This window comes from Aurantiacibacter gangjinensis (assembly GCF_001886695.1).
GTDB classification, from domain to species: domain Bacteria; phylum Pseudomonadota; class Alphaproteobacteria; order Sphingomonadales; family Sphingomonadaceae; genus Alteraurantiacibacter; species Alteraurantiacibacter gangjinensis.
In genome coordinates, this window is the sequence record NZ_CP018097.1 from 1981289 (window position 1) to 1995138 (window position 13850).

Below are 13850 nucleotides of genomic sequence, written 5' to 3' on the forward strand. Positions count from 1 at the left end.
AAGCGCTTGTGCACGGTCGCCACGCATACGAAAGCTCGAAAATTGCCCAGCAAAAACAGTCAGGATGGTTCTGCGATCATCATCAAGAAGTACGCCAACCGGCGGCTCTACAACACGCAGTCCTCCAGCTATATCACGCTCGACGACCTGGCGCGGATGGTGCGCACCGGCGTCGACTTCCAGGTGCTGGACGCCAAGAGCGGCGCGGATATTACCCATGCCATCCTGACTCAGATCATAATGGAAGAGGAAGCGAATGGCGAGCAGATGCTGCCCGTCAGCTTCCTGCGCCAGCTGATCGCCATGTATGGCAATTCCATGCAGGCCATGATGCCGCCTTATCTCGAAGCGGCGATGGCGAATTTTCAGGCCAACCAGGCGTCGATGCAGGAAACTTTCCAGACAAATATGGGTGCCGATGCCTTCGCCAAGATGGCGGAGAACAACATGGCGATGTTGAAGGCGGCAGCCGGCGCATTCATGCCGGGTGCCGTGCCGCCCGCTCCGGCTCCGGCAGCCACGGAAGACAAGCCGTCTGGCGACATCGACACCCTGCGCGCCCAGATGGAAGAGATGCAGCGCAAGCTCGACCGCCTCGGCAAGTAGCCGCCCTTCCGTTCCCAATCAGCGCAGTCTCGACTTGATGCCGCCGCCGCATCGTGGAAGAGGCTTGGCCGTCAAACAGCGATAGAAAGTCCAGCATGTCCGCCATTCGCCACGCCCTTACCACCAAGCGCGAAGACGATTTCGCGGCCTGGTATCAGGAAGTCATTTCCGCTGCCGACATGGCCGAGGAATCCGGCGTGCGCGGCTGCATGGTCATCAAGCCGTGGGGCTATGGCATCTGGGAGCGCATGCAGCGCCTGCTGGATGACCGGATCAAGGCCGCTGGCGTGCAGAATGCCTATTTCCCGCTCTTCATTCCGCTCGCCAATTTCGAGCGCGAGGCCTCGCATGTCGAGGGCTTCGCCAAGGAAATGGCCGTCGTCACCCATCACCGCCTGATTGCGGATGGGCGCGGCGGGTTGAAGCCCGATCCGGATGCAAAGCTGGAAGAACCTCTGGTTGTGCGTCCGACCTCGGAAACGATCATCGGCGATGCGATGAGCCGTTGGGTGCAGAGCTGGCGCGACCTGCCGCTGATGCTCAACCAGTGGGCCAATGTCGTACGCTGGGAAATGCGCACCCGCATGTTCCTGCGCACGAGCGAGTTCCTTTGGCAGGAAGGGCATACCGCCCATGCCGACGAGGCCGAAGCCAAGGCCGAAACCATGCGCGCGCTGGAAATGTATCGCGCCTTTGCCGAGGAAGACTTGTCGCTGCCCGTGATCGCAGGCGAGAAGCCGGAAAACGAGCGTTTCCCCGGTGCGGTGGAGACATGGTCGATCGAGGCGATGATGCAGGATGGCAAGGCGCTGCAAGCCGGCACCAGCCACTATCTCGGCACCAATTTCGCCGAGGCCGCCAATATCCGCTATCAGGACAAGGAAGGCGGTCAGGCGCTGGCGCATACGACCAGCTGGGGCGTTTCCACCCGAATGGTGGGCGGCGTCATCATGACGCACGGCGACGATGATGGCTTGCGCGTACCGCCTGCCATCGCGCCGCATCAGGTCGTGATCCTGCCCATGCTTCGCGACAAGCCTGAGGATCAGGCGCTGCTCGACTATTGCGAGGGGCTGCGCGCCGCGCTTGCCACCCAGCACACGCTGGACGAACCGCTACGCGTTCTTCTGGATAAGCGGCCCGGCAAGGCTGCGGCCAAGCGCTGGGACTGGGTGCGAAAGGGTGCGCCCATCATCATCGAAGTCGGAGCGCGCGACATGGAGAACGGCGTCGTCAGCCTGCTTCGGCGCGATGCCTTGTGGAACACGGATAACGGCAAGCCCGCCTTCCAGACGCCAACGCGCGAGATCGCCGGGCAAACCGTACCGTCCATCCTCGCCGACATGCAAAACGCCCTGCTGACCGGAGCGCGCGAGCGGCGCGATGCCAATATCGTGCGCGATATCGACACGATGGATGGTGTGGCAGACTTCTTCGGGGCGTCGAAATATCCGGGCTGGGTCGAGGTGCAGTGGTCCAAGCCGACCGGCGCAGGGCTGGAAAAGGTCGTGGAGCAGTTGAAGGCGCATAAGCTGACGCTTCGCAATGTGCCGATGAACACGCCGCCTGCCGATGGCACCTGTATCTTCACAGGCGAGCCGGCAGTCGAGCGGGTGTATGTGGCGCGGGCTTACTAAGACGCGCTGAGCTCCTGCGAAGGCAGGAGCCTCATTTAGCGTCGCGCAAAGTCGCGGGAGGTCCCAGCCTTAGCTGGAACTCGTTGAGCGGCCACTTGCCAAGCCATTCTAATTGCGCAAGTCTCCGCGCCATGCGCAACATCCTCATCGCCGTCGCCGCAGCGACCGTCGCCTTTCCCGCCGCCGCACATGATCATCACGGCGATCCGGGGCTAGAAGTCTCCGAGGAACGGCTTCGCGCCGATATGGATACGATTGTCGGCTTCGGCACACGGCACACCCTGTCATCGCAAACCGATCCGGAGCGAGGCATAGGCGCGGCGGTGAATTGGGCGCTGGCTGAGTTTGGCCGCATCGGTGATGCGTGCGACGATTGCCTGGAAGTGCTGCCGGTGGGCCGCATAGTCGAGGCCGATGGCCGCCGCATCCCGCAGGACACGCTCGTGCGCAATGCGGTCGCCATCCAGCGCGGCACGGAGCGTCCCGACGAGGTTATCATCGTGCAGGCACATTACGACAGCCGCGTCACCGATCCGCTCAACGGAACGGACGATGCGCCCGGTGCCAATGATGATGGTTCGGGCAGCGTCATGGTGCTGGAAGCCGCGCGTATTCTCTCGCAGCGGGACTATCCTTCTACGATCATCTACGCCCTGGTGACAGGCGAGGAGCAAGGCCTGTATGGCGCGGGCATCCTGGCCGACTGGGTGGGCGAGCAGGGCATGACGGTGAAAGCCGTGCTCAACAATGACATGATCGGCAATTCCTGCGGGTCGGACGGCTTCTGCGATGCCGAGCATGTGCGCGTCTTCTCGGAAGGCCTGCGTGCCGATTCCACAGAGGAACTGCGTGCCCGCCAGCGGCGCTTCGGCGGCGAGAATGACAGTCCGGGCCGCAATCTCTCGCGCTGGCTAAATGATGTGGCCGAAGATTATCCTAACGGGATGCAGGTCCGCCAGATCTGGCGGACGGATCGCATGGGGCGGGGCGGGGACCAGATACCCTTCCTCGACCGCGGCTATCCCGCCGTGCGCGTGACCGTGGCGGTGGAAGATTACGAACACCAGCACCAAGACCTGCGCGTCGAGGACGGCATCACATATGGCGACACGGTGGACGAACTCGATTGGACCTATCTCACCCGCGCCAGCCAATTGAACCTGCGCGCGCTGGATCGGCTGGCGCGGGCGCCGATGCCGCCGAGCCTTGACGCGAATGGCATCGTGCGCACGGATACGGTTCTGACCTGGAACGGTGTAGAGGGCGCGTCGACATATGTCGTGATGGCGCGCCGAACGAATGAGCCGGAATGGACGCAGGATGTGGCAATCGTGAACTACGAAACCTCTTCCGGTACCCGCCCGATCACTCCGATGACCGAGCGCGAGCACAGCTTTGTGTCGCCCCTGCGCGGCGATGACTGGATCTTCGGCATTCAGGCCTGCGGTTCTACGCCGAATTCGTGCAGCCCGTTCTCAAGCGCCGTCCCCGGCGGGGCATTCTATCCGTTGGACGTCGACAACGCAGATTGAGGCCCCATATAACGGCCCATGCAAAGAAAACAGAACACACGGAAGTTCGAGGGACTTCCGAGCAAAGACCAAATCCTTGAATTTATCAAAAACGCCGATGGCCCCACGGGCAAGCGCGAGATTTCCAAACATTTCCGCCTGAAAGGGCAGGAAAAGATCGCGCTGAAAGCGCGGCTGAAAGACATGGCCGAGGAAGGTCTGATCGACGGCAAGAAGACCGCTTTTCACCGCATGGGCGGCGTCCCCAAGGTCACCGTGCTGCGGGTGGTCGAGATCGACGAGGGCGAACCAATCGCCATTCCGGAGAGCTGGCAGCCCGACGATGCCACACCGCCGCCGCGACTGCGGGTGATCGAAAAGAAAAAGCAGGCCGCGCTGCGCGTTGGCGACCGTATTCTTGCCCGCACCGAAGAGCGCGGCAAGGGCTTTCTCGCCCATCCGATGAAGAAGCTGCCTTCCGAAGAAGGCGCGATGCTGGGCGTGGTCGAGATCGACAAAAGCGGGCAGGCCTGGCTGGCCCCGGTCGACAAGAAGATCCGCACCTCTGCCAAGATCAGCGATCGCGGGCAGGCGGAAGCGGGCCAGCTGGTGCTGGCGGAACCGGCCGGCCGCGGGCGGAATGCGAGCGTGAAAGTGACGGAAGTGCTCGGCGACCCGCTGGCGCCCAAGAGCTACAGCCTGATTGCGATCCACAAATACGGCATCCCGAACCACTTCTCCGACGAGGTTTTGCAAGAGGCCGAAGCGGCGGCAAAACTCTCCTTGAGCGAAGAGAAGCGCGAAGACCTGCGTCATCTTCCCATCGTCGCCATCGACCCGGCCGATGCGCGCGACCATGACGACGCGATCTGGGCCGAACCGGACGGGAAGGGCGGCTTCAACGCGCTCGTCGCGATTGCCGATGTATCCTTCTACGTGCGCCCCGGCAGCAAGCTCGACCGCGAGGCGCGGCGGCGCGGCAATTCGGTCTATTTCCCCGACCGGGTCGTGCCGATGCTGCCCGAAGTGTTGTCCGCCGATGTCTGCTCGCTGCGTGCGGATGAAGACCGCGCGGCGATGGCGTGCCATCTTTCCATCGACAAGCATGGGCAGATTACCGGATGGCGCTTTACCCGCGCGCTGGTCCGCATTGCCGAAGTCATTCCATATGAACAGGCACAGGCCCGCGTGGATGACGGCACGGCGGGCGACAACCTGCAGCACCTCTGGGATGCCTGGAAGCTGCTCGCCAAGGCCCGCGCCGACCGCGACCCGCTTGATCTCGACCTGCCGGAGCGACGCGTCGTGCTCGACGATGAAGGCAAAATTGCCGAGATCGCCGTGCGCGAGCGGCTCGATGCGCACCGCGTTGTCGAAGATTTCATGATCGCGGCCAATGTCGCGGCGGCCAAGGCGCTGGAAAGCAAGACCCAGCCCGTCGTCTACCGAGTTCACGAGCCGCCGACCCGCGAGAAGCTGATCGCGCTGCGCGAATATTTCGACAGCATCGGAAAGAAGTTGGCATTGGGGCAGGTCATCACCCCGGGCCTTTTCAACCGCATGATGAAGGATGTCACCGATGCGGGCGAAAAGGCACTGGTGATGGAGGCCGTGCTGCGCAGCCAAACGCAGGCCTATTATGGGCCCGCCAATGCCGGGCATTTCGGCCTGTCGCTGGGCAGCTACGCGCACTTCACGTCGCCCATCCGGCGCTATTCGGACCTGCTTGTCCACCGCGCGCTGGTCGATGGTTTCGGGCTGGAGCAACCCAAGCCGAACATCAAAAGCGTGCCCGCCAGCTCCGGCCTTTCGGATCAGGATCGCAGCGATCTTGGCAAGATTACCGATGCGATCAGCATCACGGAACGCCGCGCCATGGAGGCGGAGCGCGACACGATCGACCGCTATGTCGCTGCATGGCTTTCCGCACGCGTCGGAGAAGTCTTCCCCTGCCGCATCACCGGCGTGCAGAAGTTCGGCTTCTTCGCCACCATCGTAGGGCTGGGCGGGGACGGCCTCGTGCCGATCTCCACGCTGGGCCGCGAATATTTCCGTTACAACGAGGGTGCGCATGCGCTGATCGGCGAGGATAGCGGGCAGACCTACACTGTCGGCGACAGGTTGGAGCTTCGCCTGGGCGAGGCCAATCCGCTCACCGGCGCGCTGAAATTCGAGCTGCCCGATAGCGCAGGCGGCGGAAAAAGCGTCGAGCCGCGCGGTCGGCGGCCGGAGAAGAGGTCCCGCCGTGACAGGCAGGGCAAGCACAGCGTCGGCAAGCGCGGTCGCCCGGGCAATATCCGCCACCAGGGTCGCCGCAAAAAGTAGGAACGGGCAGGGCGCCTCGGCCATTGGTGCAGCAAAGGAGATCCCCATGCTGAAACCCGGCGAACAGACGCCCGATATCGACCTACCTCTGACCATCGATGCCCGCTTCCACCTCTCCAAGCAGGAGCCTGAAGCGTTCACCATGCTGGTATTCTATCGCGGCAAGCATTGCCCGATCTGCCAGAAGCAGCTGGAAGAACTGGGCAGCCGTCTCGACGAGTTCGTACAGCGCGGCATCAACGTGTTCGCCATCTCCATGGATAACGAGGAACGCGCGATGGTGGTGGACGAGGAATGGGACACGCACGACCTGCCTCTGGCCCACAGCCTGACCGAAGACGCCGCGCGCGAATGGGGCCTGTATATTTCGCAAAAGCGCGAAGGCAGCGAGGAGCCGGACGTGTTCAGCGAGCCGGGCCTGTTCCTGCTGCGCCCGGACCGCTCACTGCACATGGCCGTCGTGCAGAACATGCCCTTCTCGCGCCCGTCGCTCGACCAGCTGCTGGAGGGCGTGGATTACACGGTGAAGAACGATTACCCGACGCGCGGAACGCTGACATAGTAATCCTCCCCGCTGCGGGGAGGGGGACCGCGCGAAGCGGGGTGGAGGGGCGCCGTCGAACGCTTGCTCCGTTGCTGTCGAAATTAGCTGAGACCGTGCCCCTCCACCATCCTGCGGACGGTCCCCCTCCCCATATTGGGGAGGATCAACTCAACCTATCAATCTCTTCGACGCTAAGCCCACCCGGTACGATGAAAAGCGGGCATTGCAGGCTGCCTGCATTGGCCGAAAAATGGGCCACCAACGGGCCGGGAGCGCCTTCGGGCGCGGCGCTCAGCACCAGTGCCGCGACTTCGGGATGTTCGGAAAGATACTCGTTGATAACGCCCTTGCCGTCACCGACTCGCACGGCGATCTGCGGCATTTTGCCGCTTTCATACATCAGCTCGCCCGCTGCGGAGTTTGCCAGCACTTCTGCGCGGTCGCGCGCTTCCTCCTCGATGGTTGCCTGCACGCCGCCAAAGGCGTTGAATGCCTGACGCGGCACCAGTGCCAGCAAGTGGACGACGCCGCCCGTTTTTGCAGCACGCCGCGCGGCAAAGCGCAGGGCGACCTTCGCTTCTTCCGTCTCGTCGATAATCGCCAGATAGACGCGCATGCAAACTCTCCCGCTCCAGGCGGTATCACGCGAAACCGGGATTTTCGCAAGATCGCTTGCCCCTCCCGCGCAAATTGGCCAATGAACGGCCAACACGAATAGCAGCTTTCAGGGAGCCCGCGCTTCAATGCCGATTGCCATCAAGATGCCCGCCCTTTCGCCGACGATGGAGGAGGGCACGCTCGCCAAGTGGCTCGTGAAAGTGGGCGATCAGGTATCCGCCGGCGACATCATGGCCGAGATCGAGACCGACAAGGCGACGATGGAATTCGAGGCTGTGGACGAAGGCGTGATCGCACACATCCAGGTCGATGAAGGCACCGAAGGCGTGGCCGTCGGCACCGTCATCGCGACCCTTGCCGAGGAAGGCGAGGACGCGGGCGATGTGCAGCCGATGGGTGATGGTGCAGCAGCTCCGGCTGCGGCTGCGACACCTGCTCCTGTCGAAGATGCGCCAGCCCCTAAAGAGGCCGCAACGCCCGCTCCCAGTCCTTCGCCAACTCCAGCGCCCACTCCCGCGGCAGCCCCCTCGGGCGACCGCATCATCGCATCCCCCCTCGCGCGGCGCATTGCCGAGCAGAAGGGCATCGATCTTACCGGCGTGAAGGGCTCCGGCCCGAATGGCCGCATTGTGAAGGCAGATGTGGAGAATGCCCAGCCCGGCACAGCAAAGGCCGACAAGGAAGCCGCTGCGCCCGCAACGCCGACCGACGCGCTGCCGGTCGCCAAGCCCGAAGCGGCCGATTTCGGAATTCCGCACGAAGTCGAGAAGCTCAGCTCGATGCGAAAAACCATCGCGCGCCGTCTCACGGAATCGAAGCAGCAAGTGCCGCATATCTACCTCACGGTCGATATCCGCCTCGACGCATTGCTCAAGCTGCGCAGCGAGCTGAATGCCGCGCTGGAGCCGCAGGGCGTGAAGCTGTCGGTCAACGATTTGATGATCAAGGCGCTGGGCAAATCGCTGGAAGCCGTGCCCGCCTGCAACGTGCAATTCGCCGGCGACACCATGCTGAAATTCACCCGTGCCGATGTGTCGGTCGCGGTCAGCATCCCCAATGGCCTCATCACGCCGATCGTCACCGATGCAGGCGCGAAGTCGGTCAGCAAGATCAGCACCGAGATGAAGGATCTCGCCACCCGCGCGAAAGACGGCAAGCTGGCTCCCGAAGAATACCAGGGCGGCACGGCCAGCCTATCTAACATGGGCATGTTCGGCATCAAGCAGTTCGAAGCGGTGATCAATCCGCCACAGGGCATGATCATGGCCATCGGCGCGGGCGACAAGCGCCCCTATGTGGTCGATGACAGCCTGCAGATCGCCAGCGTGATGTCTGCCACCGGCAGCTTCGACCACCGCGCCATCGACGGCGCAGACGGCGCGCAATTGATGAAGGCCTTCAAGGAAATGATCGAGGCACCGCTGGGGCTGGTGGCATAGTTTCCTACACGGCGCACTTTGCCTACAAACAGGCCTTGAGAGCGTTCGATCCGTCCGAAAGTTTTCTGCGACGTATCAACTTCGAAGTATCGGCGCAACAGTTTGAAAAGCAAGGATATTGAGCGAAATTCGGTGATCGTCACGATGTCAACTTTGTCAACTTTTCATGGCTGACCGCAACCCCGCCATGCGCGTGACCGCGATGCCTGCCGATGCCAACGCATACGGCGACATCTTCGGCGGTTGGCTGATGAGCCTGATGGATTCGGGTGCGGGCCTCGTGGCGGCGCGCCGGGCGAAGGGCAGGGCAGTCACCATTGCGATGGACGGGGTGGAGTTCCACAAGCCGGTCAAGGTGGGTGATGAGGTTTCCGTTTATGCCGGGATCACCCGCGTCGGAAATACCAGCATGGTGATCGCCACAGAGGCTTGGCGCCGTGAGCGGCATTCCGAACAGGAAGAGCTTGTAACATCCGCCAAGTTCACCTTCGTCGCCATCGACGATGACGGTCGTCCGCGCACCGTGGAGGCTGCAGGGTGAGGACCATTCTGATCGCCCTCTCTGTCGGCATGCTCGTAGCCCCCGGCGTCGCCGCGCATGATCCGGCCGATGCACAGCCTGTGATGATCGGCTTAGACGGCCCGAACCTGGATGCTTGCGGCGGCTATGGCGAAGTCGATCCGCTCGATCCCGATGGCGATAATTTCCTCGCCGTGCGCGCCGCGCCCACGACCCGCTCCAGCATCATGGACCGGATCCATACCGGGCAGGGGCTGCTATTCTGCGATGTCGATGGCGACTGGGTCGGCGTCGTCTATCGCGGAGAAGGGCAGGACGACTGGGATTGTGGCACAAACATCAACCTGCCTGAGCCGCGCGAATATCACGGGCCCTGTCGCCATGGCTGGGTCCACGGCGACTATGTTACTTTGCTTATAGGATAGACAATGAGCACGAATTACGACGTCATCGTTCTCGGTTCCGGCCCCGGCGGCTATGTCGCGGCGATCCGCTGCGCGCAGCTGGGCTTGAAAACCGCCATCGTTGAGCGGGAGAACCTTGGCGGCATCTGCCTCAACTGGGGCTGTATCCCGACGAAGGCGCTGCTACGCTCGGCAGAGATCAAGCACTTCATGGAACATGCCGGCGATTACGGCCTGAAGGTGGCTGGCACGATCGAGGCCGATCTGAACGCGGTCGTGAAGCGCAGCCGCGGTGTCGCCAAGCAGCTTTCCAGCGGCATCGCGCATCTGATGAAGAAGAACAAGATCACCGTGCACATGGGCGAGGGCACGCTGACGGGCGCAACCAGCCTGACGGTGAAGGGCGAAAAGGGCGAGGAGAAGCTCTCCGCCAAACACGTGATCGTCGCCACCGGTGCGCGGGCGCGCAACCTGCCGTTCGCCAAGGAAGACGGAAAGCGCATCTGGACCTATCGCACCGCGATGACGCCGCCGGAAATGCCCAAGAAGCTGCTGGTGATCGGCTCGGGCGCGATCGGCATCGAGTTTGCCAGCTTCTACAACGATATGGGCGCGGACGTAATGGTGGTCGAAATGCTCGACCGCATCGTACCGGTGGAGGACAAGGATGTGTCCGCCTTCCTCGAAAAATCGCTGACCAAGCAGGGCATGACCATCATGACCGGCGCGGGCGTCGAAGATGTGCAGGTGACCGGCAAGGGCGTCACCGCCAAGATCAAGGGCAAGGATGGCAAGGTCGCTACCCACGAATTCACCCACTGCATCACGGCGATCGGCATCCAGCCGAACACCGAGAATATCGGGCTGGACAAGCTGGTGGAGATGGATCGCGGCTTCATCCAGATCGACGAGTACGGCCGAACGAAGTCCAAGGGGCTGTGGGCCATCGGCGATTGCACTCCCGGCCCATGGCTGGCGCATAAAGCGAGCCATGAAGGCGTTACCTGTGCAGAGGCCATCGCGCAGGAATTGGGCAACAAGGATGTCCACCCGCATGGGCTCGACCGCAGCAACATCCCGGGCTGCACCTATTGCCATCCGCAGATCGCCAGCGTCGGTATGACCGAGGAGAAGGCGAAAGAGGCGGGCCACAAGGTAAAGGTCGGCACGTTCCCCTTCATCGGCAACGGCAAGGCCATCGCGCTGGGCGAGGCCGAAGGCTTCACCAAGACGGTCTTCGATGCCGAAACCGGAGAGCTGCTGGGCGCGCATATGATCGGTGCGGAAGTGACCGAGATGATCCAAGGCTTCGTCGTCGGCAAGACGCTGGAGACGACCGAGGCGGAATTGATGCAGACGGTCTTCCCGCATCCGACTATCTCGGAAAGCATGCATGAAAGCGTGCTGGGTGCTTACGGGCGGGCGTTGCATATCTGACGGTGGCGCTGCGACCGGCGGTTCGTCGCAAATCGCGGATAAGTTTGGCGTAACAGGCGTTGGTTCTCCAAGAGGAGAGACGCTCATGGAATACGAATTGGTCGAAGGTCGCGATATCCACCAGCCCGTTGCCGGCCGCGAAAACGGTTATGGCGGCTTTCCGAGCTTGGGGCAGGGCGCACAGGCAGACGAACCGAACACCCGTCGCCGCGCAATGCACATTCCCGAGCAGGCATACTGACCTGCATTTTCGGTACGTGACAGCTGCGTAGCCTTGCGCTAACCGCCAAACCGCTCGCGGACAGGTGGCAGAGCGGTTGAATGCACTGGTCTTGAAAACCAGCAAGGGTGCAAGCCCTTCGTGGGTTCGAATCCCACCCTGTCCGCCAGCAGCGTGCGCCACAGGCGTGCGATGATGGCGGATTGGAATGCGGAGAGAACTCAAGGTTCGGAGCCGCAGCGAAGCGGAGGCGCGCGAAGCGCAATCCCACCCTGTCCGCCAGCAGACACCTCTTCAGGTAGCGTCTGCTGGCGGATCCCGGTGCTGAAAGAATCCCTGGGTTCGGACTCGGAGACGCAACGCTCCGGAAAGAGCCGTAGCAAAGCGAAGGCCAATCCCACCCTGTTACTCAATCCAGCGCGTCAGTGACTCACCTCGCCGCATGTGCCAAACGAGGCATTTCCTATGCCCCGCCAATCGCTTAAACCCGCAGCATGATCAAACGCCCCCTGCGCCGGATTGCCGCATTTGCCGCCGCCCTCCTGCTCACCACCGCCCCCGCCTCCGCCCAGCAGCAGAGTTTCTCCAGCTATCTCGACGATGTTGCAGAAAAAGCGCGGGACGAAGGCGTATCACAGGCCACGATAGACCGCGTGTTCAACGGCCTCACGCCGAACAACCGCGTGCTGGAGCTCGATCGCGACCAGCTTGGCTCCAGCGGGTTGTCGACCTCGTCCAGCGGCTTTCCGAGCATGGCAGGCTATATCGCGCGGCATAACACCGCCTCGCGCATTAATGGCGGGCACCGCGCCCTCTCGCGCCTCGGCCCGATTGCCGGGCAGATCGAGCGGCAATACGGCGTTCCCGCAGAAATCGTCGTTGCTATCTGGGGTCACGAGACCGCCTATGGCCAAGTCATGGGCGGGTTCGACCTGCCTCGCTCCCTGGCGACGCTGGCCTGGGACGGTCGTCGGCGAGAGCTCTTTGAGCGGGAGTTGATCGATGTGCTCAAGATGGTGGAGCAGGGCGTGCCGCGCTCCCGCCTCGAAGGCAGCTGGGCGGGCGCATTCGGTAACGGCCAGTTCCTCCCCAGCGTTTATCTGCGCCTCGCTGTCGACGGTGACGGGGACGGGCAGGCCGATGTTTGGAACTCGACCGCCGATTCCATGCATTCCATCGCCAATTATTTCCGCGATGCCGGATGGCGCACGGGCGAGCCATGGGCGGTGCGCGCCTATGTCCCCAATAGCGCCGACCGCAGCGGGATTGAGAACGAGGTCGTTTCGCCCGTCTGCCCGCGCGTGCATGTCCGCCACAGCCGTTGGATGACGGTTCGCGAATGGCGCGAGAGGGGCATTACACCGCGCGGCGCCATCAGCGACGACACCATGGCCAGCCTGTTCGAACCCGACGGCCCGGCAGCGCCCGGATACCTCTTAACCCAGAATTATAGGGTTATCCTCGAATATAACTGCTCGAATTACTACGCGATGAGTGTGGGATTGCTTGCAGATGAGATTGCCCGATAGCCAGAACCGCCGCGCGTATCCGCGCCTGATGGTAACCACGTTTCTTGCCGCTGGCCTCGCCGCCTGCGGTACGGGTGGCGCCCTGCCGCCCGCGCAGGTCGCGGTGCCTGTACAGAATGGACCGTCTGCGGATTATCCCATCACGATCGGACCCGCCTATACGATCGACGGCGTCACCTACACACCGGCCGATGTGCTGAATTACGACGAGGTGGGCTACCTCACCACGGATGCAGGTGCGATGGGCTTCACCGCCGCGCATCACACATTGCCTGTTCCAAGCTATGTCGAGGTCACCTCGCTGGATACAGGCCGAACCGTATTGCTGCGCGTGGAGCGGCGCGGACCGATGGCATCCAACCACCTGATCGCGCTTTCGCCCGCGGCTCTGGCGCAGCTCGGCGCTTCTGCCGACGCGCCCGTGCGCGTGCGCCGAGTCAATCCGCCCGAAGAACAGCGCGCCATGCTGCGTGGGGGCGATGCGGCACCGCTGCGCATGGATACGCCGATGTCGCTGGTGACGGTGCTGCGCCGTCGCTTGCCGCCATCGGGTTCGGCCTCGCTTGCAGCCGATCGTGCCGCGCCGCAACCGCTGGAGACAGCTGAGGTCGAACCTTCGACGGCCCAGACCATGGAACTGCCGCGCAGCGAGCGGTCCGCTGCAAACGAGAATACGGCCGAAGTCGCTGTGAACGACAATCCGGATGCTGAACTCGGCGAAACCGAGAGTTTCGAAACGGTCTTCGCCGAGTCCGAGATTGTCGAGCCGATCGATGCTGCCGAAGAGACGCCTGTCGAAGAGCCGGTCGCTATAGTCACTGTGACGCCGGAGGCGGAGGGCCGCTTCTCAGTCCAGGCCGCGACCTTTTCCAGCCAGGACAATGCTCGCCGGGCTGCCGCCGCTCTTGGTGGCACCGTGATACCCGCCGGCGAGTATTTCCGCGTCCGCACCGGGCCCTTCGCAACCCGTGGAGAAGCCGAGGCCTCGCTCGCAAACGTGCGACGCGCGGGGTATAGCGATGCGCGAATCCTGACGAGCGGCTAGGCCACGGCCCGCCGC

13 protein-coding genes and 1 tRNA gene are annotated in these 13850 nt (G+C 63.0%); 13 read left to right on the plus strand and 1 reads right to left on the minus strand.

Features of this window, described 5'->3' with window-relative positions; translation table 11 throughout:
* Positions 1–42 precede the first annotated feature (42 nt).
* From phaR to BMF35_RS09740, 5 genes are all read left to right on the plus strand, one after another.
* Positions 43–606: a polyhydroxyalkanoate synthesis repressor PhaR gene (gene phaR / locus BMF35_RS09720; RefSeq protein ID WP_047005768.1), complete on the plus strand. Its 564-nt coding sequence runs from the start codon at positions 43–45 to the stop codon at positions 604–606.
* 95 nt (positions 607–701) lie between these two features.
* A complete protein-coding gene (gene proS / locus BMF35_RS09725) occupies positions 702–2243 on the plus strand; it encodes a proline--tRNA ligase (protein ID WP_047005769.1) in 1542 nt (513 codons plus the stop codon).
* 131 nt (positions 2244–2374) lie between these two features.
* Positions 2375–3775: a M28 family peptidase gene (locus BMF35_RS09730; protein WP_047005770.1), complete on the plus strand. Its 1401-nt coding sequence runs from the start codon at positions 2375–2377 to the stop codon at positions 3773–3775.
* Between the two features lie 18 nt (positions 3776–3793).
* Positions 3794–6079 carry a ribonuclease R gene (rnr, locus tag BMF35_RS09735; protein ID WP_047005771.1) on the plus strand — a complete coding sequence of 762 codons (2286 nt, stop codon included), beginning with the start codon at positions 3794–3796 and terminating at the stop codon, positions 6077–6079.
* 46 nt (positions 6080–6125) lie between these two features.
* The gene (locus tag BMF35_RS09740) at positions 6126–6641 is read left to right on the plus strand and encodes a peroxiredoxin-like family protein (protein ID WP_047005772.1); all 516 of its coding nucleotides are present in this window, start codon (positions 6126–6128) and stop codon (positions 6639–6641) included.
* Between the two features lie 145 nt (positions 6642–6786).
* On the opposite strand, the gene BMF35_RS09745 is transcribed toward BMF35_RS09740, so the two are convergent.
* A complete protein-coding gene (locus BMF35_RS09745) occupies positions 6787–7239 on the minus strand; it encodes a universal stress protein (RefSeq protein ID WP_047005773.1) in 453 nt (150 codons plus the stop codon).
* 127 nt (positions 7240–7366) lie between these two features.
* Between BMF35_RS09745 and BMF35_RS09750 the strand changes: the two genes are divergently transcribed.
* The 8 genes from BMF35_RS09750 (at position 7367) to BMF35_RS09780 (ending at position 13835) form a co-directional block, all read left to right on the plus strand.
* On the plus strand, positions 7367–8680 hold the full coding sequence (locus BMF35_RS09750) for a pyruvate dehydrogenase complex dihydrolipoamide acetyltransferase (RefSeq protein ID WP_047005774.1): 1314 nt from the start codon (positions 7367–7369) through the stop codon (positions 8678–8680).
* 166 nt (positions 8681–8846) lie between these two features.
* Positions 8847–9221, plus strand: a complete 375-nt coding sequence (locus BMF35_RS09755; RefSeq protein WP_047005775.1) for an acyl-CoA thioesterase — start codon at positions 8847–8849, stop codon at positions 9219–9221.
* On the plus strand, positions 9218–9625 hold the full coding sequence (locus BMF35_RS09760; protein WP_064971392.1) for an SH3 domain-containing protein: 408 nt from the start codon (positions 9218–9220) through the stop codon (positions 9623–9625). The genes BMF35_RS09755 and BMF35_RS09760 overlap by 4 nt, the downstream gene beginning before the upstream one ends.
* Positions 9626–9628: 3 nt before the next feature.
* Complete coding sequence (lpdA, locus tag BMF35_RS09765) at positions 9629–11041, plus strand: dihydrolipoyl dehydrogenase (protein ID WP_047005777.1); 1413 nt, start codon at positions 9629–9631, stop codon at positions 11039–11041.
* 85 nt (positions 11042–11126) lie between these two features.
* Positions 11127–11282, plus strand: coding sequence for a hypothetical protein (locus BMF35_RS13640; RefSeq protein WP_156172036.1), 156 nt, complete (start codon positions 11127–11129; stop codon positions 11280–11282).
* Between the two features lie 58 nt (positions 11283–11340).
* Positions 11341–11430: transfer RNA gene (locus BMF35_RS09770), tRNA-Ser, on the plus strand.
* Between the two features lie 325 nt (positions 11431–11755).
* Positions 11756–12790, plus strand: coding sequence for a lytic murein transglycosylase (locus tag BMF35_RS09775; RefSeq protein ID WP_052765900.1), 1035 nt, complete (start codon positions 11756–11758; stop codon positions 12788–12790).
* Complete coding sequence (locus tag BMF35_RS09780; RefSeq protein ID WP_236781514.1) at positions 12774–13835, plus strand: septal ring lytic transglycosylase RlpA family protein; 1062 nt, start codon at positions 12774–12776, stop codon at positions 13833–13835. Before BMF35_RS09775 ends, BMF35_RS09780 begins: the two co-directional genes overlap by 17 nt.
* Positions 13836–13850: the final 15 nt, after the last annotated feature.